This window comes from Diaphorobacter oryzae DSM 22780 (assembly GCF_059568935.1).
Genome location: NZ_JCANUL010000005.1, coordinates 111,506 through 130,482 on the forward strand (window position 1 = coordinate 111,506; position 18,977 = coordinate 130,482).

The following is an 18,977-nucleotide window of genomic DNA, read 5'->3' on the forward strand; positions in this document are numbered from 1 at the left end:
GGCTACGCCATCAGGCGGCCGGGGTTCAGGATGCCGGCCGGGTCGAACGCCTGCCTGAGCCGCTGGTGGATCGCGGCCAGGGCTGCAGAATTGGCATCAAAAATGGGGTTTACGCCCGCCCCACAATCGTCAGCAGCTATGAATAAAGAAGCACTCCCGCCCACCCCGGCGGCCAGCGCGTGCAGCGCCGCGCCCTGTGCGTGCGGCGCCTGCACCCAGCGCAGGCCACCATGCCATTCCACCAGCGGCGGCGCCACGCCCTCGGGCAGGGCCAGCACGGGCGCGGTCTGGGGCAGGGACAGGCGCCACAGCGCGTGGTCCGCGGCGCGCGCGGTGAACCAGGGCAGGCGCTGGTCGCGGCAGTCCTGCCAGTCCTGCGGCACGCCGGGCCCGTCCTGCAGCGCGCCGCCCATGCTGCGGCAGGCGGCCTGCACGGCGGCCTGGGCGCCGCGCAGGCGCACGTAGAGCTGGCCCACGCCCGCGTCCTCCACCCAGCAGCTGGCGTTGAGCGGCAGGGGCTGGCCGCCCCAGTCGTTGAGGCGGCGCAGTGCCTCGGCCTGGCCGCAGTCAAAGCGCAGCGTGGCCTCGGCCGGCGGCACAGGCAGCACCTTGAGGCTGACCTCGGTGATCACGCCCAGCTGGCCCCAGGCACCGGCCATGAGGCGCGAGACGTCGTAGCCCGCCACGTTCTTCATCACCTGGCCGCCGAAGCGCAGCAGCTCGCCCCGGCCGTTGACGATCTCCACGCCCAGCACATAGTCGCGCACCGCGCCCACGCTGGCGCGCGCCGGGCCCGACAGGCCGGCCGCCACCATGCCGCCCACGGTGCCGCCCACGGTGCCGCCCGCGGCAAGGCGCGGCGGCTCGAACGGCAGGCTCTGGCCATGGCGCGCCAGCAGCGCCTCCAGCTCGGCCAGCGGCGTGCCCGCCCGCACGGTGACCACCAGCTCGCTGGGCTCGTAGCTCACGATGCCCGACAGCGGCCGCATGTCCAGCCGCTCGCCCGCCGGCTGCGCCGCGCCCGGGCCGATGGAGTCCTTGGTGCCGCCGCCGCAGATGCGCAAGGCCGCGCGGCGTTCGGCGCTGTCGCGCACCTGGTCGATGATCTGGCGAAGGGCTGTATCCATGGGGCGATGGTACTGCCCACCCCGCGCACGGGGCGCCCGGGCCGGTTTGAATTTTTTGAACGCCCCGCGTGAGCGCAATCGCGCGGCGCCGCGCGTCCAGGGCCTGCCGGCGCGCTCAGCCCAGCGCGCACCCGGCCACGGGCAGGCCCGGCACCGCCACGCGCGTGGCCAGCAGCTGGCCCGACAGCGGCCAGCGCGCCAGCTCGGCCGCGCCGCGGCCCTGGCGCGCGGAGGTGACGAACAGCGTGCGCCCGTCCGGCCCGCCCAGGCAGGGCATGGTGGGGCAGGCCAGCGGCGTGGGCAGCTCGGCCAGTACCCGGCCCTCGGGCGACAGGCGCAGCACGCGCGCACCCTCGTACAGCGCGCACCAGTAGGCGCCCTCGGCATCCACAGTGGCGCCATCGGGGCGGCCGCCATAGGCCGGCCCGCCCGGATCGTCCGTTTCCGCACTCCAGCCCGGCGGCTTGGGGTCGAAGCGGTGCAGCACGCGCGGCGCGCCCACGGGTTCGCGCTGGGCGTCGCAGTCCCAGGCGCGGATGGTGTGCGTGGGCGTGTCGCTCCAGTACAGCGTGCGACCGTCGGGCGACCAGGCCAGGCCGTTGGCCGTGGCCACGCCCCCCAGCATGCGGCGCACGCGCGCCGCGCCGGGGCCGCGCGCGTCGATGCAGTACAGCGCGCCCACGCTCTGGCGCGGCCCGCTGGCGGGCTCGTGCACCGTGCCCACCCAGAAGCGGCCGAGCGCGTCGCACTTGCCGTCGTTGGCGCGCTCGGTGGCGGGGTCGATGGGCAGGCGCGCGATGGTCGTGAGCGGCCCGCCCCAGTGCGGCGCGTGGCAGATGCGGTCGCGCAGCGCCAGCACCAGGCCGGCGGGCGCGCCGTCGCGGTGCGCGGGAGCGATGCAGCCGGGCTCGGCCGGCAGGGGCCAGCGCTGCACCGCGCCGCCGTCGGCCTCGCTGCGCAGCACGGCGCGCCCGGCGATGTCCACCCAGTACAGGCGCGCCTCCTGCGGGTGCCAGAAGGGGGACTCGCCCAGTTGCGCGGGCGGAGCGGCCAAGGGCGTCCAGTACGGTTGCATACGGGCATTGTCCCGCAGCACCATCGCGCCGGTCGTGGGCCTTGCTTTTGGCGATAGCATATAATTCATATACGTTCTATATACGAATCACATCATGGGCATTGTGAACATCGACGATGACTTGCACGATCAACTGCGCAAGGCAAGCGCCGTGTCGTGCCGGTCGATCAACGCGCAGGCCGCCTTCTGGATCAGGATCGGCATGCTGTGCGAAATGAGTCCGACGCAGAGCTTCAACGACATCGTTGCCCGCGAACTGCGGGCGGCCGGCGTTGCACCACCCACCGCTGCGGCGGCTGAGGCATGACCAAGCGGCCGGAGGAAATCGCCTTGCTCGCGGAGTCCGGCAGGCTGCTGGCGGAAGTGTTCGGCCGCCTGGATCGGCTGAACCTGATCGGCATGTCCACTTTGCAGGTCAACGAGCTGGTCGATGACCTCATCGTGAATGGCCTGGGAGCCCGCGCGGCCAGCAAGGGGCAGTACGGCTATGCCTACGCGCTCAACGCCTCTCCCAACCATGTGGTTTGCCACGGCGTCCCCTGCGCGACGGACATCCTGCAAAACGGCGACATCGTCAATTTCGACATCACGCTGGAGAAGAACGGCTACATCGCCGATTCCAGCAAAACGTATCTGGTGGGCGAGGTCCCGCTGGCAGCCAGGCGGCTCGTGCAGGTGGCCCACGAGGCAATGTGGAAAGGCATCTGGGCCGTTCGCCCTGGTGCCACGCTCGGCGATGTGGGGCATGCCATCGAGCGGCACGCCCGCCGCAGCGGCTATTCGGTCGTGCGGGAATACTGCGGGCACGGCATTGGACGCCAAATGCATGAACCTCCGCAGGTACTGCACTGGGGCCGGCCTCGCACGGGCCTGGTGCTGCGAGAAGGCATGGTGTTCACCATCGAACCGATGATCAACCAGGGACGACATACCGTCCGAACCGAAGAGGACGGCTGGACAGTCGTCACACGCGACGGCAAGCTGTCTGCGCAGTTCGAGCACACCGTGGCCGTGACCGGCAGCGGTGTGCGGGTCTTGACCCTGCGCGCCGAGGAAAAGACGCTGCACTGACCCTGCACCGGAACAAAAAAAGGCCCGCGCGAGGCGGGCCAAATTTCCTTGGAAGCAACAGGTACCGGTTCAACGGTGGTAGGCCGTCTCGCCGTGGGAGGTGATGTCCAGGCCCTCGCGCTCGGCCTCCTCGCTGACCCGCAGGCCCACCAGCAGGTCGGCGATCTTGTAGGCAATGACGGACACCACGCCGGACCACACGATGGTGAACAGCACGCTCTTGACCTGGATCCACACCTGCGCGCCCATGCGGAAGGTGTCGGGCGTCAGGCCGCCCGTGCCGCCCAGGCCCTGGGCCGCGAACACGCCGGTCAGGATGGCGCCCACGATGCCGCCCACGCCATGCACGCCGAACACGTCGAAGGCGTCGTCGGCCTTGAGCATCTTCTTGAGCCCGCCCACGCCCCACAGGCACACCAGGCCGGCGATCAGCCCGATCACGATGGAGCCCATGGGCCCCACGAAGCCGGCGGCCGGCGTCACGGCCACCAGGCCCGCCACAGCACCCGATGCGGCGCCCAGCATGGAGGCCTTGCCCTTGTGCAGCGCCTCGCCGGCGATCCACGACAGCGTGGCGGCCGAGGTGGCCAGCACCGTGTTGATGAAGGCCAGGCCGGCGGCGGCGTTGGCGGCACCGGCAGAGCCGGCGTTGAAGCCGAACCAGCCCACCCACAGCAGCGATGCGCCCACCATGGTCAGCGTGAGCGAGTGCGGCGTGAACGCCTCGCGGCCGAAGCCGATGCGCCGGCCCACCATGTAGGCGCCCACCAGGCCGGCGATACCGGCGTTGATGTGCACCACCGTGCCGCCCGCGAAGTCCAGCGCGCCGTCGGCCGCCAGCAGGCCGCCGCCCCACACGATGTGGGCCATGGGCACGTAGCTGAAGGTGAACCACAGCAGCGCGAAGATGAGCACGGCGGCGAACTTGATGCGTTCGGCGAACGAGCCCACGATCAGCGCCACGGTGATGGCCGCGAACGTGCCCTGGAAGGAGACGAACACGTATTCAGGGATCGTGGCCAGCGCGCCGAAGGTGTCCATGCCCACGCCCTTGAGGAAGAGCTTGGCGAAGTCGCCGTAGTACCGCCCCTCGCCCGAGAACGCCAGGCTGTAGCCGTAGATGGACCACAGCAGCGAGACCAGCGCGAAGACCACGAACACCTGCATCAGCACCGACAGCATGTTCTTGCTGCGGCCCAGGCCGCCGTAGAACAGGGCCAGGCCGGGGATGATCATGAGGATCACCAGCAGCGTGGAGGTCAGCATCCAGGCGGTGTCGCCGGAATCGACCTTGGGCGCGGGCGCCGGGGCGGGCGCTGTGGCCTCGGCGGCGGGGGCCGCAGCGGCGGGCGCGGGCGCCTCGGCCGCCACCGGGGCGGCGGTGGCGGTGGCCGCCTCGGGCGCGGCGGGTGACTGGGCCAGCGCGGCGGCGGCGCCGGCCAGCAGGCCTATTCCAAGCAGGAAGGAAGCAAGCAGTTTTTTCATGGCGAATCTCTGTGTGTCTGGAGGGACGAAGGCCTGCGCGTGCTTACAGGGCATCCTTGCCGGTCTCGCCGGTGCGGATGCGCACCACCTGCTCGAGGTGGGCCACGAAGATCTTGCCGTCGCCGATCTTGCCGGTGCGGGCCGCGCCCTCGATGGCCTCGATGACGCGCTCCACCAGCTCGTCGGACACGGCGGCCTCGACCTTCACCTTGGGCAGGAAGTCCACGACATATTCGGCGCCGCGGTACAGCTCGGTATGGCCCTTCTGGCGGCCGAAGCCCTTCACCTCGGTCACGGTGATGCCCTGCACGCCGATGTCCGACAGGGCCTCGCGCACCTCGTCGAGCTTGAAGGGTTTGATGATGGCGGTGACCATTTTCATGATCGTTTCCTTTCGACGGTCCGGTTTACAGGGTCTTGGTGAGCGTGACGATCAGGCGGGCCTTGTTGGCATCGCCGAAGAAGTCCTTCTTGTTGGCACCCGCCACGGCCGCGGACAGCGACAGGCCGCCCCCGAAGTCGTAGGCGCCGCCCAGGCTGTAGTCCACGTAGCTGGGCACGCCCAGGTCCCGGATGTCGCCAGCAAAGCGGGTGTAGCCCACCGAAGCCTTCAGCGTGATGCTGGGCGCCACTTCCTGCACGAAGGCCAGGTTCAGGTAGCCCGTGTTGCGGCCGCGGTTGCTCGAGGTCTTGGCGCCGGCCCAGCCGAAGTAGTCCTTGGACACCGTGTGCGAGTACTTGGCCGTGACCGGCCCATAGGTGGCCGCGCCATACAGCTCGGTGGTGTTGCCCGTGGTATTGCCGGGATAGAGGTAGGTGAGCGCACCCACGTCCAGGTCCACCGCGCCGGCCTTGAACTTGTAGCCGCCGTAGAGGTCGACCTCGACCGAATTGCCGGGCAGCCAATCCACGCTGGAGTTCCAGTTGCCCACATAGAAGCCGCTCTCGCCGAAGCTGTAGTCGAAGCCGCCCTGGAGGGCCGGGCTCACCGCCTTGATGCGGTTCACGTCCTGGTCCTGGCCACGGAACTTGTAGTTGGTGGTCAGGGACACATTGCCCGTGAGTTCGGCGCTGGCCAGGCCAGGCACGGCCACGGCGACACAGGCAAGGCTCAGGGTCTTCAGGGAAAGGCGGGGCATGTTTCCTCCGGGGGTGTTGAAGTGGCTGATACCCCCCCAATGCATGGACCGTGCCACCCCACGCCAGGCCCCTGCGCGCACCGCCCGGGTACATTTGGCGGCGCACATGCAGTGACGGGGATTGCATCTGGCCGCATATCGCACCAATTCAGTGCGACAGCGCCCCCTGCGAGCCACCCACTGCGCCGATCGCACGCACCTGCCTGGGGAGAGTCCGCACGATGAGTCTTGCTTTGGTGCAAAGCCGCGCCCTGCTGGGCCTGCAGGCGCCCGCCGTCACCGTCGAAGTGCATCTGGCCAATGGCCTGCCCAGCTTCGCCCTGGTCGGACTGGCCGATGTGGAGGTGAAGGAGGCGCGCGAGCGCGTGCGCTCGGCGCTGCAGAACGCCGGGCTGGAGTTTCCTTCCAACAAGAAAATCACGGTCAACCTGGCGCCGGCCGATCTGCCCAAGGACTCGGGCCGCTTCGACCTGCCCATCGCCCTGGGCATCCTGGCCGCCAGCGGGCAGATCGCCGCCGACCGGCTGGAGGGCTGGGAGTTCGCCGGCGAGCTGTCGCTGTCGGGCCTGCTGCGGCCCGTGCGCGGCGCGCTGGCCACCAGCCTGGCGCTGCGCGCGCTGCAGCCGCCCGTGCGCATGGTGCTGCCGCCGGGCAGCGCCGAAGAGGCCGCCCTGGTGCCCGGCGCCGAGGTCTACCGCGCGCGCCACCTGCTCGACGTGGTGCGCCAATTCCTGCCCGCCGCCACGCAGCCGCCGCCCCCGGACGGCGACACCGGCTGGCAGCGCCTGCAGGCCGCGGCGCCCGCGGTGCACGGCGGCGGCCCCGACCTGGCCGACGTGAAGGGCCAGGCGGCCCCCAAGCGCGCGCTGGAGATCGCCGCCGCCGGCGGCCACGGCGTGCTGCTCGTCGGCCCGCCGGGCTCGGGCAAGTCCATGCTGGCCCAGCGCTTCGCCGGGCTGCTGCCGCCCATGGGTGTGGAGCAGGCGCTGGAGAGCGCGGCCGTGGCCAGCCTGGCCGGGCGCTTCACGCCCGCACAGTGGATGCAGCGCATCACCGCCAGTCCGCACCACAGCTGCAGCGCCGTGGCGCTGGTGGGCGGAGGCTCGCCCCCGAAGCCGGGCGAGATTTCATTGGCGCACGAAGGCATTTTGTTTCTGGATGAATTTCCGGAGTTCGCCCGCAACGCCCTGGAGGCCCTGCGCGAGCCGCTGGAGAGCGGGCGCATCACCATCGCCCGGGCGGCGCAGCGCGCGGAGTTTCCGGCGCGCTTTCAGCTCGTCGCCGCCATGAACCCCTGCCCCTGCGGTTTCTTCGGATCGCACCAGCGCGCCTGCCGCTGCACGCCCGACCAGATCGCACGCTACCAGGGCAAGCTGAGCGGCCCGCTGCTGGACCGCATCGACCTGCATGTGGAGGTGCCCGCCCTGCCCGCCGAGGAACTCTTGAACGCCCCCGCCGGCGAACCCAGTGCCGCCGTGCGCGAGCGCGTGGCCCGCGCGCATGAACGCGCGCTGCGGCGCCAGGGCGGGCCCAACCAGGCGCTGCAGGGCCGGGACCTGGACCGCCTGGCCGCGCTGGACGAGGCCGCCACCCGCTTCCTGCAGGCCGCCGCCGCGCGCCTGGCCTGGTCGGCCCGCAGCACGCACCGCGCGCTGAAGGTGGCCCGCACCATCGCCGACCTGGCCGGCAGCGACACCGTGGGCCCGGCCCATGTGGCCGAGGCGGTGCAGTACCGGCGCGCCCTGCTCAAGCCGGACCACTGAGCGCCCGTCCGCGGCGGCACAGCCGGCCCATGCCGCCGCGCGCCTACCGCACCAGGCACCGCCTTTGCCTAGTCCATTTGTGCGATGGGCAAGGCGGTCGCGCCTGTCTACGATGCCCGGCAGTCGGCGGTTTTTTTGCCTTTTTTGGCACTTCACCCTTTACCGACAAGCGCCAAAAGCTATCAAAACAGGAGCATTCATGCACCGCCATCCCCTCTTCTTCCCACGCCTTGCGGCGGCGCTGTACTGCGCGGCGGCCGGCCCGGCGCTGGCCTGCGTGGGAGTGAGCCTGAGCACGGCGGGCGACAGCGCCTGCACCGTGCCCGCGGGCGTGCATGCGCTGGTCTATGAGGTGGTGGGCGGCAACGGCGGCGACAGCGCAACCAGCTACTCCCATCTGCCGCACACCATCGGCCGGGGCGGCAAGGGCGCGCGCATCACCGGCCTGCTGCCGGTCACGCCCGGCGAGACGCTGCACCTGACCGTGGGCGGCAACGGCAGCAGCCCCTCCACGCCCTGGGCCATCGGTGGCGGCGGCGGCGGGTACTCGGCCATCGCCCGGCCCGGCGGCGCCACCCTGGCCCCGATCGTTCTTGCCGCGGGGGGCGGCGGAGGCGGCGGTGGAACAAGTCGAGCCGGCGGCAATGCCGACACCCCTGCCCCCAACGTCAACCCGGACGCCGGCGGCCAGGCCGGTACAGCCGCCAGCGGCGGCGCGGGCGGTGCATCGGTGGGTCCCAGCGCGTACGGCCCTGGCGGTGCGGGCGGCCACCTGGCCCAGGCGGGGGCCGCCGGGGGCGACGCCACTTACGGCGGCGGCGGTGGCGGCGGCGGCGGCTTCGGCGCTGCGGCCCCGCTGGGCAGTACGGGTGGCGCGGGCGGCACGGGCGGAGGCAACGCCAACGGCGGGAACGGCGGCGCGAATGGCGGAGGCATGGGCGGCGGCAGCTCGGAGCCGACCGCCCCGGGCGGCGGCGGCGGCGGTGGGGGCTATACCGGCGGCGGCGGCGGCGGACATGTGGGCGGCGGCGGTGGGGGCGCCAGCCTGACGCCCAACGACGGGACATGGCAGCTGGGCGACGGCCTGCCGCGCATCACGCTCGCCATCGCACCACCCGAGGCATGGATCTCGGCCCACACCCAGCTCACCCCCAGCTCCGTCACGCTGAACGGCACGGTGCGGGCGGTGGGCGCGGATATCAGCACCACCTCCTTTCGCTACGCCACGGACCAGGCCACCGTGGACGGCGGCGGCGGCACCCCGGTGCAGGCCACGCCCGCCACGGCCACCGTGGCCGCCGGCGCCACCAGCGTGAGCGCGGGCCTCAGCGGCCTGGCGCCGGGCACCCGCTACTGGTACCGCCTGCACGCCACCAACCAGGGCGTCACGGGGCAGAGCAGCACGCAGGCGTTCATCACCCCCGCCGTGGCGCCCGGCGCGCCCACGGGGCTGACGGCGTCGCCCGGCGACGCCAGCGTGCAGCTGGCCTGGACGGCCCCGGCCGATGACGGCGGCGGCGCCATCACCGGCTACAGCGTCGCCATCACCCCGCCCCACGGCAGCTGCGTGCCCAGCCCGGCCACAGCCACGGGCTGCACGGCCACGGGGCTGAGCAATGGCACCACCTACACCTTCACCGTCACGGCCGGCAATGCCGCCGGCACATCGCCGCCGTCGGCGCCGGCCACGGCCACGCCGGTGCGGCGCAGCTTCTCGGGCATGGCGGCCACGGGCGCGGTGAGCGCCAGCTTCACCGGCGGTGGCGCGACCTGTACCTTCGAGAGCGCGCAGCTGCAGACCCCGGCGCCCGCCCCCGGCGCGCCCGTGTTCGCCCACGGCGTGCTGGACTTCGTGCTGGCGGGCTGCCACGCCGGCGACGTGACCATGACCATCGTCTACCCCCAGCCCCTGGACGCGGGCACGCGCTACTGGAAGCTGCGCGGCGGCGCCTGGCAGCAATACCCCGCCACCCTCGCCAACACCGCCACCGAGGGCCGCGCCACCTTCACCCTGCGCGACGGCGGGCCGGGCGATGACGACGGCGACGGCAGCAATGGCCGCATCGTCGACCCCTCGGGCGCGGGGCTGCGGGCGGCGCCGGCCGGCGCGGCGGCCATTCCCACGCTGTCGCAGTGGGGCCTGCTGCTGCTGTCGGGGGCGCTGGGCCTGGCCGCGCTGGCGGCGCGGCGCCCCGGGCGCCGCTGAAGCCGGGGTAGGCGCGGGGCCTACACCCCCAGGTACAGCCGCCGCGCCGCCGCGTCGCCCGCCAGGTCTGCCATGGCGGCGCTGTAGACGATCTGGCCCTTTTCCAGCACGCAGGCGCGGTCGGCCACGGCCTGGGCGAAGGGCAGGTTCTGCTCGCTCAGCAGGATGCCGATGCCCTGGGCCTTGAGCTCCAGGATGGTGCGGGCCATCTGCTCGACGATCAGCGGGGCCACGCCCTCGGACGGCTCGTCCAGCAGCACCAGGCAGGGCTGGCCCATGAGGGTGCGGGCGACGGTGAGCATCTGCTGCTCGCCGCCGCTCATGCGCCCGCCCGGGCGGTCAGGCATCTCGCCCAGGTTGGGGAAGAGCAGGAACAGGCGCTCGGGCGTCCAGTGCGGCACGGGCGCGCCGCCGGGCCAGTGGCGGGGCGGCTGGCGGCCCACCTCCAGGTTTTCGAGCACCGTGAGGTCGGTGAAGATGCGCCGGTCCTCGGGCACGTAGCCCAGGCCGGCGCGGGCGATGCGGTACGGCGGCTGGCGGTCGATGCGCCGGCTCTGGAAGTGGATGCGGCCCTCGGTGCGCTCCAGCAGGCCGGCGATGCTCTTGAGCGTGGTGCTCTTGCCCGCGCCGTTGCGCCCCATCAGGGCCACGACCTCGCCGCGCCCCACGGCCAGCGACACGCCGTGCAGGATATGGGCCGCGCCGTACCAGGCGTGCAGGCCCTCCACGCTGAGCAAGGGCGTTTCAGGGCTCCAGCGCCCGTCTGACAAGCGCGAGTAGCTATCGTTTTTGATCATTCCTGAGTCCCCGGCACCAGGCCCGTGCCCAGGTAGGCGGCCTGCACGCGCGCGTCATCGCGGATCTGCGCGGGGGCGCCTTGCGCCAGCAGCTGGCCGCGCACCAGCACGGCCACGCGGTCGGCCTGGCCGAAGACCACGTCCATGCTGTGCTCGGTGAACAGCACGCCCATCTGCTGCTGCCGCGCGATGGCGCGCGTGAGCTGCATCAGCGCCACGCGCTCGGCCGGCGCCATGCCGGCCGTGGGCTCGTCCATGAGCAGCAGGCGCGGCCGGTGGGCCAGGGCCATGGCCAGCTCCACGCGCTTGACGTCGCCGTAGGCCAGCTCGCTGCAGGGGCGCTGCGCCTGGGGCGCCATGTCCACCTGGGCCAGCAACTCCAGCGCCTCGCCCGGGCGATGGGCGGCGGCGCGCTGCCACCAGCGGCGCAGGCGCCGGTCGTGGGACAGCAGCGCCATCTGCACGTTCTGCAGCACGGTGAAGCTGGCGAAGGTCTGCGCGATCTGGAAGGTGCGCCCCACGCCGCGCCGCCAGATGGCGCGCGGCGGCAGGCCGGTGATGTCCTGGCCGTCCAGCAGCACGCGGCCGCCGTCGGGCGCCAGCTGGCCGCCCACCATGTTGAAGGTGGTGGTCTTGCCCGCGCCGTTGGGGCCGATGAGGGCCAGCAGCTCGCCCGCCGCGAGCTGGAACGAAACGCCCTGCACGGCCTGCACGCCGCCGAAGGATTTGCGCAGGCCTTCCACGCGCAGCAGGCTCATGCCGCCCCCTCGGTTGCTTTGTTTTTGATAGCTGCTCGCTCTTTCCACGCCTGCGCAAAACCCGAAATTCCCTGCGGAAACAGCAGCACCAGCAGCAACATGGTGGCGCCCAGCAGGGCGCGCCAGTATTCGGTGCTGCGCGCCACGGTGTCGTGCAGCCAGGTGAAGACGCCGGCGCCCACCAGCGGCCCGGCCAGGGCCTGCATGCCGCCCAGCAGCACCATGACCAGCGCGTCCACCGACCGGGACACCGACAGCGCATCGGGTGCGATGCTGCCCTTGGAGAACGCGAACAGCGCCCCCGCCAGCCCCGCCAGCAGCCCGGCCACCACGAAGGCCGCCCACTGGATGTGGCGCACATGGATGCCGATGGCATCGGCGCGCAGGGCCGAGTCGCGCGCGGCCCGCAGCGCCCAGCCGAAGGGCGAGAACAGCATGCGCCGCAGCGCATAGATGCCCGCCGCGCCGAGGACCAGCGCCAGCCAGTAGAACGCCGCGCCCGTGGCGGCCCAGTCGGGCGGCCAGACGCCGGTGATGCCGTTGCTGCCGCCGGTGAAGCCGTCCCACTGGAAGGCGATGGCCCAGGTGATCTGCGCGAACGCCAGCGTGAGCATGGTGAGGTACACGCCCGACAGGCGCACGCTGAACCAGCCGTAGAGCAGCGCGCCCGCGGCCGCCGCCAGGGGCGCCAGCAGCAGCACCGCGCCCATGGGCAGGCCCAGCCCGCGCACCAGCAGCGCCGCGCCGTAGGCCCCCAGGCCGAAGTAGGCCGCGTGGCCGAAGGAATGCAGGCCGCCCGGCCCCAGGATGAAGTGCAGGCTGGCGGCGAACAGCGCGGCCACCGCCATGTCGGTCAGCAGCACGGTGGCGTAGCTGTCCTGCCCCACGGCCAGCGGCAGCAGCGCCAGCCCCAGCAGCAGGGCCGCCCAGGCGGCCGTGGCGCGCGGGCCGGCGGGTTGCAGCGGCGCCTCGGGCGCACCCACGGTGCGCACCGGCGCCTGCGGCCGGCCCATCAGCCCCCAGGGCCGCCAGACCAGGACCAGCGCCATGACGAGGAATTCGACCACCAGCGTGAGCTTGGGAAAGGCGATCTCCACCCCGCCCAACTGCACCACGCCCAGCCAGATGCACAGGGCCTTGAGTTCGGCGATCAGCAGCGCCGCCACGAACGCGCCGGGCAGCGAGCCCATGCCGCCCACCACCACCACCACGAAGGCCGCGCCGATGGTGAGCATGTCCAGCTCCAAGCTGGCGGGCTCGCGCGGCAGCTGCAGCGCGCCGCCCAGCCCGGCCAGGAAGGCACCCAGCGCGAACACGCCGGTGAACAGCCAGGCCTGGTTCACGCCCAAGGCGCCGACCATTTCGCGGTCCTGCGTGGCGGCGCGCACCAGCGTGCCCCAGCGCGTGCGGGTGAGCAGCAGGGTCAGCAGCAGCAGCACCAGCGGGCCCACGGCGATCAGGAACAGGTCGTACGCGGGAAAGCGCCGGCCCAGCAGTTCCACCGCGCCCTCCAGGCCCGGCGCGCGCGGCCCCAGCAGCTCCTCGGGCCCCCAGAGCCACAGCGCCGCATCCTTGATGACCAGCACCAGCGCGAACGTGGCCAACAGCTGCAGCAGCTCGGGCGCGCGGTAGATGCGGCGCAGCAGCAGCAGCTCCACCGCCGCGCCCAGCAGGCCCACGGCCAGCGGCGCCAGCAGCAGCGCGGGCCAGAAGCCCAGGGCCTCGCCCAGGTGCTCCACCAGGGCGTAGGCCAGGTACAGGCCCAGCATGTAGAACGAGCCGTGCGCGAAGTTGACGATGCGCGTGACGCCGAAGATCAGCGACAGCCCCGCCGCCACCAGGAACAGCGTGGACGCGCCCGCCAGCCCGTTGAGCAGCTGGGCCAGAAGGCCGGAAAGGTCCATGCGACCCGCTTCAGGGCGCGGCCGGGCGCAGCGTCTTCACCTCGGCGTCGCTGGGCTGGAACTTGGCGCCGTCCTGGTAGCGGAAGTCCACCATCACGCCCTTGCCGCCCTGCTGCGCGGTCTTGCCCACGTAGGCGCCCATGGTGGACTGGTGGTCCTGCACGCGGTAGGTGATGGGGCCGAACGGCGTCTTCACCTCCAGGCCGCGGAAGGCGGCGATGAGCTTTTCGGTGTCGGCCGAGCCGGCCTTGGCCAGGCCCGCGGCGAGGGACTGGATGGCGTTGTAGCCCACCACGGAGCCGGCGCGCGGGTAGTCCTGGAAGCGCTTCTGGTAGGCGTCCAGGAAGGCCTGGTGCTCGGGCGTCTGGATGGCGTACCAGGGGTAGCCGGTGACGATCCAGCCCTCGGGCGTTTCTTTCTTCAGCGTGTCCAGGTACTCGGGCTCGCCCGACAGCAGGCTGACCACGCCGCGCCCCTGGAACAGGCCGCGCGTGTTGCCCTCGCGCACGAACTTGGCCAGGTCGGCGGCGAACAGCACGTTGAAGATGGCATCGGGCCGGGCGTCCTGCAGCGCCTGCACCACGCTGCCCGCGTCCACCTTGCCCAGCGGCGTGGCCTGCTCGGCGACGAACTCCACGTCCGGCTGCGCGGCCTTGAGCAGCTGCTTGAAGGTGGCCACGGCCGACTGGCCGTACTCGTAGTTGGGGTAGACGATGGCCCAGCGCTTCTTCTTCATGGCCGCGGCCTCGGGCACCAGCATGGCCACCTGCATGTAGGTGGAGGGGCGCAGGCGGAAGGTGTAGCGGTTGCCCTGGCTCCACACGATCTTGTCGGTGAGCGGCTCGGCGGCCAGGAAAAAGCGCTTTTTCTGCTGCGCGAAGTCCGTGAGCGCCAGGCCCACGTGCGACAGGAAGCTGCCCATGAGCACGTCCACCTTCTCGCGCGCGATCAGCTCCTCGGCCGCGCGCACGGCGTCGCCGGGCGTGCCGTTGTCGTCACGCACCACCAGCGCCAGCTTCTTGCCGTGGACGCCGCCGGCCGCGTTGACCTGCTCCACCGCCAGTTCCATGCCCTTCTTGTAGGGCTCCAGGAACGCGGGCTGGGCCTTGTAGCTGTTGATCTCCCCGATCTTGTAGACGCCCTGCGCATGGGCCGCGCCCACGCCCCAGAGCAGGGTGGACAGAAGAAGGGAGAGGGGCTTGTGCATGATCAAATCCTTTGCCGCAGGTCAGTGCCAGGGCACTGCAACTGTACCCCCGGCGCGAGTTTGCCCGACAATGACCGGGTTTGCCCGCATGACGGGCGGGCAGGCCGGCGCATTTCGGCTTATGCCCCTTGCGAATAACAAAACGGTGAAACTAGCCTCATTGGCACCAGCCCTCTCCCTTTCACTCTTTTTCCCTGTCCATCCATGAGCGCATTCCTCGAAGAGCGAGTTCTCTCCGTACACCACTGGACCGACCGCCTGTTCTCCTTCACCACCACGCGCGACCCCGCCCTGCGTTTCTCCAACGGCCACTTCACCATGATCGGCCTGAAGGTGGACGGCAAGCCGCTGCTGCGTGCCTACTCCATCGCCAGCCCGAACTGGGAAGAGCACCTGGAATTCCTGTCCATCAAGGTGCCCGACGGCCCGCTGACCTCGCGCCTGCAGAACATCCAGGTGGGCGACACCATCGTCGTCGGCAAGAAGCCCACGGGCACACTGCTGATCGACTACCTGCTGCCCGGCAAGAACCTGTACCTGATCGGCACCGGCACGGGCCTGGCGCCCTGGCTGTCCATCGTGCGCGACCCCGACACCTACGAGCGCTTCGAGAAGGTGATCGTGGTGCACGGCGTGCGCCAGGTGAACGAGCTGGCCTACCAGGACCTATTCGAGAAGGAACTGCCCAACCACGAGTTCCTGGGCGAGATCGTCAAGGACAAGCTGATCTACTACCCGACGGTCACGCGCGAGCCCTTCCGCAACCAGGGCCGCATCACCGACTTGATCAACGACGGCACCTTCCCCGCCAACATCGGCCTGCCGCCGCTGAACCCGCTCACGGACCGCGTGATGCTCTGCGGCAGCCCCGACATGCTGGCCGACCTCAAGGCCATGCTGGAAAAGCGCGACTTCGAGGAAGGCAACACCAGCACGCCGGGCGACTTCGTGGTCGAACGGGCCTTCGTCGAGAAATAGAGATCATCCCCCTGAGCGGCTGCGCCGCTTCCCCCTTCTCTCGGCTGCGCCGGGAAGGAGGACGACGCCAGCGGCCGGGCGCAGCCCGCTCCGCGGCGTCTGCTGGCATGGGGTGCGCCAGTTTCAAGGAAGCGCTGCTATTTTTATAGCTTTTCGCGCTTTCTGGTATTGGGCTAGAGCCCAAAAACCTCAATAACTCCGGTCCGAAACGTAAACCGGCTGCGCGCCGGTCGCGGCGCGATCGTCCACGCGAAAGCCCTTGCCCTCCGCGCGCACGGGCGTGCCCTCGGCCACGGGCTGCGAACGCGTGAAGCTGCGCACCGAGCCATCGTCCATGCGCACGCGCATCTGGTACACGGTGGTCGTGCGGGTGCGCTGCTCCACCTGGTGGCCCACATAGCCGCCGCCCACGGCGCCCAGCACCGTGGCGGCCGTGCGGCCCGAACCCTTGCCGATCTGGTTGCCCAGCACGCCGCCCAGCACGCCACCGGCCACCGCGCCCACGCCCGTAGCGGGCGCCGCCTGCTCGATGGCCCGCACCGACTCCACCCGCCCGCAGCTGGCGCAGACCGGCGCCGCGGCCTGGCGCTGCGTGGCCGGCTGCAGGTACGGATCGCCGCGCTGCACAGGGGCCGGGGCCGGCCGGGGCTGTGCATAACCCTGTGCAGAAGGCTGTGGATAGGGCTGCACCTGGGGCTGGGGCCGCGCCTGCGCATAGGCCTGCGGCGCGGCGCCATTTGCTCCCAAATCAGTAGCATTCAGCGCTTGCTGCATGTGCGCTGGAGGCATTTTTTGCGCCTTTTCCTCGATGATCTCGGATTCCGGCGTGCGCGCCGCTGCGGCCACGCCCTGCGCCGCGGGCGCCGCATCGCCGCGCAGGTTCTGCGCCAGCAGCGTGCCGCCCAGGGCCAGCACGCTCACGCCGAGCGCGCCCACAGCGGCCCAGAGCCATTTCAGGGTGGCCGCCGGTGCCAGGGGGGTGTTGGGGGTCATGCAAGAGTCCTCTCGTAGGGTGGTCGGGCGTCCGTGCGCCACGGCCCGTGCAGCCTACCGCCCCCCCGGCTTCACAATCCCGCGCGCGCTGTAACGGTCGTAAAGAGAGGTCACCCGGCGCCGGCCGTGCGCGCCTCGTGCAGCGCCCGCGCGCAGCTGGCCGCAAACAGCAGCACCGCCGACGAGAAGTAGATCCACATCAGCAGCACCACCAGCGAGCCCGCCGCACCATAGGCCGACACCACGGCCGCCGTGGACAGGTACAGCGCCAGCCCCTGCTTGCCCGCCGTGAACAGCACCGCGCCCACCACGGCCCCGAACGCCAGGCAGGGCAGCGGCGGCTTGGGGCCGCTGCCGATGCGCATCAGCCCCACGAACAGCAGCACCGCCACGGCGAAGGCCACCGACTCGTTGATCACGCGCAGCAGCGCGCTTGAGCCGAACGGCAGGCTGTCGCTGGCCCAGGTCGCCACCACGTTGATGGCCGTAGACAGCACCAGCGACACCAGCAGCAGAAAGCCGATCGCCAGCACATAGGCCAGCCCGCGCAGCCGCAGCGACGCCATGCGCCACCAGGCCGCGCGCTCGGGCGCCGGCTGGCCGCCGGACCACAGCCGCTCCAGCGCCGACTGCAGCTCCACGAACACGCCCGTGGCGCCCGACAGCAGCAGCACGAAGCCGGCGATGGACGCCAGCCGCCCCTCGGCCGGCGCCGTGGCGCTGGCCAGCGCCAGGCGCACCACCTCGGCCCCGCGCTCGCCCATCACGCCCTGCACCTGCGCGATCAGGTTGGTCTCCAGGTACGACCGGTCGATCCACCAGCCCAGCACGCCCACCAGCAGCAACAGCAGCGGCGCCAGGCTCAGCATGCCGTAGAAGGACATCGCGGCGCTCATGCGCAGGCCGTCCGCGTCCAGCCACAGCCGCGTGGCGTGCAGCACGGGCGCCACGGGATGCAACAAGCGCCGCACGGGGGCGCGCAAGGTCGAGAGGGACAAGGGCATGGCCCGATTGTGCACAGCCCCATCCATGCCCCGCGGTGCGGGCGGCCGGGCGGGTGGCCGCGCCTTACACTCCATCCTCCCTTCACAGAACACTCAAGCATGCAAACGCGTTGCGCCCTGGTCGGCATGCCGGGCTCCGGCAAATCCACGGTGGGCCGGCAGCTGGCCCGCCGCCTGGAACTTCCCTTCGTGGACCTGGACCAGCGGCTGGAGCAGAGGCTGGGCACCAGCATCCGTGCCTACTTCGACCAACATGGCGAGCAGGCCTTTCGCGACCACGAGGCGGCCCTGCTGGCCGAGCTGGCGGCCGAGCCCGGCGGCATGGTGCTGTCCACCGGCGGCGGCGCCGTGCTGCGCGAGGACAACCGCGCGGCCCTGCGCCGCGGCTTTGCCCATGTGATGTACCTGCGCGCCTCGCCCGAGGACATCTTCAAGCGCGTGAAGCACGACCGCGCCCGCCCGCTGCTGCAGGTGGCCGACCCCTTGGCCCGCCTGCGCGAGCTCTACCGCGCCCGCGATCCCCTGTACCGCGAGACCGCGCACTACGTCATCGAGACCGGCCGCCCCACGGTGCACACGCTGGTGAACATGATCGTGATGCAGCTGGAGATGGCGCCGCAGGGCTAGCGTCAGCGGGACAGGTATTTGTCGGCGTAGATCTGCCACGCCGGGCGCATGTGGCCCAGGGCCAGCTCCACCAGGCGCGGCCGGTCCGCATCGGCCAGCGCCTGCACCATCTGCGTGTGCTCCTCGCAGGCGCGTCCCAGCGCCTGGCGGTCGGCAATCGCGTAGGCGCGCGCCGGAAAGCTCAGCCAGTCGTGCAGGCGGATGGACTCCGCAATGTAGGCATTGCCGCACAGGCCATAGAACAGGCGGTGGAACGCCATGTTCGTGCGGTGGATGGCGATCAGATCCCCCGATGCGGCGGCCTGCGCATGGGCCTGCGCGGCCTCGCGCACGGGCGCCAAGCGGCTCTCCTCCACGGGCAGCGCCATGGCCTCGACCGCGGCGCGGTGCAACACCGCGCGAAAGTGGTACAGGTCCTCCAGGCTCTGTGCATCGAAGCGGCGAATGCGCGCACCCAGATGCGGCGGTTTGACCACCACGCCCAGACGTTGCAGCTCGGTCAACGCGGCGCGCACCACATGGCGCTTGGCGTTGTAGTCCTCCATGAGGTGGTCCTCGATGAGGCGCGTGCGCGGCAGGATGATGCCGCGGATGATGTCGGTCTCTATGGCCTCGATGACCGCCGCGACCTGAGGGGAAAGTTCGGCCTGTGGGAATGCGCCCACGTCCATGGCTGATTGCCGGTGTGTGTTCATTTGGAATGCCCGATGACTGGGTGCAGACGCAGCACCGCAGTGCCTGCATGTCCTCCATTTTTATCAATATTTCTATCACCAGAATCGGCGACAACGTGCTCGTTGAACTTGGCGGAAGTGCTACTTAGACTGCCACCCAGCCTCAACT

At 71.2% G+C, this 18,977-nt stretch carries 18 protein-coding genes; 6 read left to right on the forward strand and 12 right to left on the reverse strand.

Translation table 11 applies throughout. The features are described from left to right. Nucleotides 1-2: 2 nt before the first annotated feature. Both glcE and BP68_RS10220 read right to left on the reverse strand, forming a co-directional pair. The gene (glcE, locus tag BP68_RS10215) at nucleotides 3-1,127 is read right to left on the reverse strand and encodes a glycolate oxidase subunit GlcE (protein WP_496371303.1); all 1,125 of its coding nucleotides are present in this window, start codon (nucleotides 1,125-1,127) and stop codon (nucleotides 3-5) included. 115 nt (nucleotides 1,128-1,242) lie between these two features. Continuing rightward, nucleotides 1,243-2,202, reverse strand: a complete 960-nt coding sequence (locus BP68_RS10220; protein ID WP_496371305.1) for an SMP-30/gluconolactonase/LRE family protein — start codon at nucleotides 2,200-2,202, stop codon at nucleotides 1,243-1,245. Nucleotides 2,203-2,296: 94 nt separating this feature from the next. Here BP68_RS10220 and BP68_RS10225 point away from each other — a divergent pair, with 94 nt between their 5' ends. Continuing rightward, the gene (locus BP68_RS10225) at nucleotides 2,297-2,509 is read left to right on the forward strand and encodes a ParD-like family protein (RefSeq protein ID WP_496371307.1); all 213 of its coding nucleotides are present in this window, start codon (nucleotides 2,297-2,299) and stop codon (nucleotides 2,507-2,509) included. Then, on the forward strand, nucleotides 2,506-3,273 hold the full coding sequence (gene map / locus BP68_RS10230) for a type I methionyl aminopeptidase (protein ID WP_496371309.1): 768 nt from the start codon (nucleotides 2,506-2,508) through the stop codon (nucleotides 3,271-3,273). Before BP68_RS10225 ends, map begins: the two co-directional genes overlap by 4 nt. Before the next feature lie 69 nt (nucleotides 3,274-3,342). Here map and amt read toward each other — a convergent pair whose 3' ends face one another. Genes amt through BP68_RS10245 form a run of 3 tightly spaced genes read right to left on the reverse strand, consistent with a single transcriptional unit; the run spans nucleotide 3,343 to nucleotide 5,897 of the window. Beyond that, nucleotides 3,343-4,758: an ammonium transporter gene (gene amt / locus BP68_RS10235; RefSeq protein ID WP_496371311.1), complete on the reverse strand. Its 1,416-nt coding sequence runs from the start codon at nucleotides 4,756-4,758 to the stop codon at nucleotides 3,343-3,345. Between the two features lie 43 nt (nucleotides 4,759-4,801). Then, a complete protein-coding gene (glnK, locus tag BP68_RS10240) occupies nucleotides 4,802-5,140 on the reverse strand; it encodes a P-II family nitrogen regulator (RefSeq protein WP_496371313.1) in 339 nt (112 codons plus the stop codon). A gap of 25 nt (nucleotides 5,141-5,165) precedes the next feature. After that, nucleotides 5,166-5,897: a TorF family putative porin gene (locus BP68_RS10245; protein ID WP_496371315.1), complete on the reverse strand. Its 732-nt coding sequence runs from the start codon at nucleotides 5,895-5,897 to the stop codon at nucleotides 5,166-5,168. Nucleotides 5,898-6,118: 221 nt separating this feature from the next. Between BP68_RS10245 and BP68_RS10250 the strand changes: the two genes are divergently transcribed. Beyond that, nucleotides 6,119-7,660, forward strand: coding sequence for a YifB family Mg chelatase-like AAA ATPase (locus BP68_RS10250; RefSeq protein ID WP_496371317.1), 1,542 nt, complete (start codon nucleotides 6,119-6,121; stop codon nucleotides 7,658-7,660). A 199-nt stretch (nucleotides 7,661-7,859) separates the two neighbouring features. Further along, nucleotides 7,860-9,866, forward strand: a complete 2,007-nt coding sequence (locus BP68_RS10255) for a fibronectin type III domain-containing protein (protein WP_496371319.1) — start codon at nucleotides 7,860-7,862, stop codon at nucleotides 9,864-9,866. A gap of 20 nt (nucleotides 9,867-9,886) precedes the next feature. On the opposite strand, the gene BP68_RS10260 is transcribed toward BP68_RS10255, so the two are convergent. The 4 genes from BP68_RS10260 to BP68_RS10275 are packed head-to-tail and all read right to left on the reverse strand — an operon-like array spanning nucleotide 9,887 to nucleotide 14,532. Continuing rightward, the gene (locus BP68_RS10260) at nucleotides 9,887-10,663 is read right to left on the reverse strand and encodes an ABC transporter ATP-binding protein (protein ID WP_496371321.1); all 777 of its coding nucleotides are present in this window, start codon (nucleotides 10,661-10,663) and stop codon (nucleotides 9,887-9,889) included. Further along, entirely contained in the window at nucleotides 10,660-11,421 is a 762-nt protein-coding gene (locus BP68_RS10265) for an ABC transporter ATP-binding protein (RefSeq protein WP_496371323.1), read from the reverse strand. Before BP68_RS10265 ends, BP68_RS10260 begins: the two co-directional genes overlap by 4 nt. Then, a complete protein-coding gene (locus BP68_RS10270; RefSeq protein ID WP_496371325.1) occupies nucleotides 11,418-13,325 on the reverse strand; it encodes an ABC transporter permease in 1,908 nt (635 codons plus the stop codon). The genes BP68_RS10265 and BP68_RS10270 overlap by 4 nt, the downstream gene beginning before the upstream one ends. Before the next feature lie 10 nt (nucleotides 13,326-13,335). Further along, nucleotides 13,336-14,532: an ABC transporter substrate-binding protein gene (locus tag BP68_RS10275; protein WP_496371327.1), complete on the reverse strand. Its 1,197-nt coding sequence runs from the start codon at nucleotides 14,530-14,532 to the stop codon at nucleotides 13,336-13,338. Nucleotides 14,533-14,736: 204 nt separating this feature from the next. Between BP68_RS10275 and BP68_RS10280 the strand changes: the two genes are divergently transcribed. Further along, nucleotides 14,737-15,510: a ferredoxin--NADP reductase gene (locus tag BP68_RS10280; RefSeq protein ID WP_496371329.1), complete on the forward strand. Its 774-nt coding sequence runs from the start codon at nucleotides 14,737-14,739 to the stop codon at nucleotides 15,508-15,510. Between the two features lie 189 nt (nucleotides 15,511-15,699). Here the strand turns inward: BP68_RS10280 and BP68_RS10285 are convergent, their stop codons facing one another. Next, complete coding sequence (locus tag BP68_RS10285) at nucleotides 15,700-16,503, reverse strand: glycine zipper 2TM domain-containing protein (RefSeq protein WP_496371331.1); 804 nt, start codon at nucleotides 16,501-16,503, stop codon at nucleotides 15,700-15,702. 110 nt (nucleotides 16,504-16,613) lie between these two features. Beyond that, complete coding sequence (locus BP68_RS10290; protein ID WP_496371333.1) at nucleotides 16,614-17,507, reverse strand: YihY/virulence factor BrkB family protein; 894 nt, start codon at nucleotides 17,505-17,507, stop codon at nucleotides 16,614-16,616. 99 nt (nucleotides 17,508-17,606) lie between these two features. On the opposite strand from BP68_RS10290, the gene BP68_RS10295 reads away from it, so the two are divergent. Beyond that, complete coding sequence (locus BP68_RS10295; protein WP_496371335.1) at nucleotides 17,607-18,134, forward strand: shikimate kinase; 528 nt, start codon at nucleotides 17,607-17,609, stop codon at nucleotides 18,132-18,134. Between the two features lie 2 nt (nucleotides 18,135-18,136). Here BP68_RS10295 and BP68_RS10300 read toward each other — a convergent pair whose 3' ends face one another. Beyond that, complete coding sequence (locus BP68_RS10300) at nucleotides 18,137-18,805, reverse strand: GntR family transcriptional regulator (RefSeq protein ID WP_496371337.1); 669 nt, start codon at nucleotides 18,803-18,805, stop codon at nucleotides 18,137-18,139. Nucleotides 18,806-18,977: the final 172 nt, after the last annotated feature.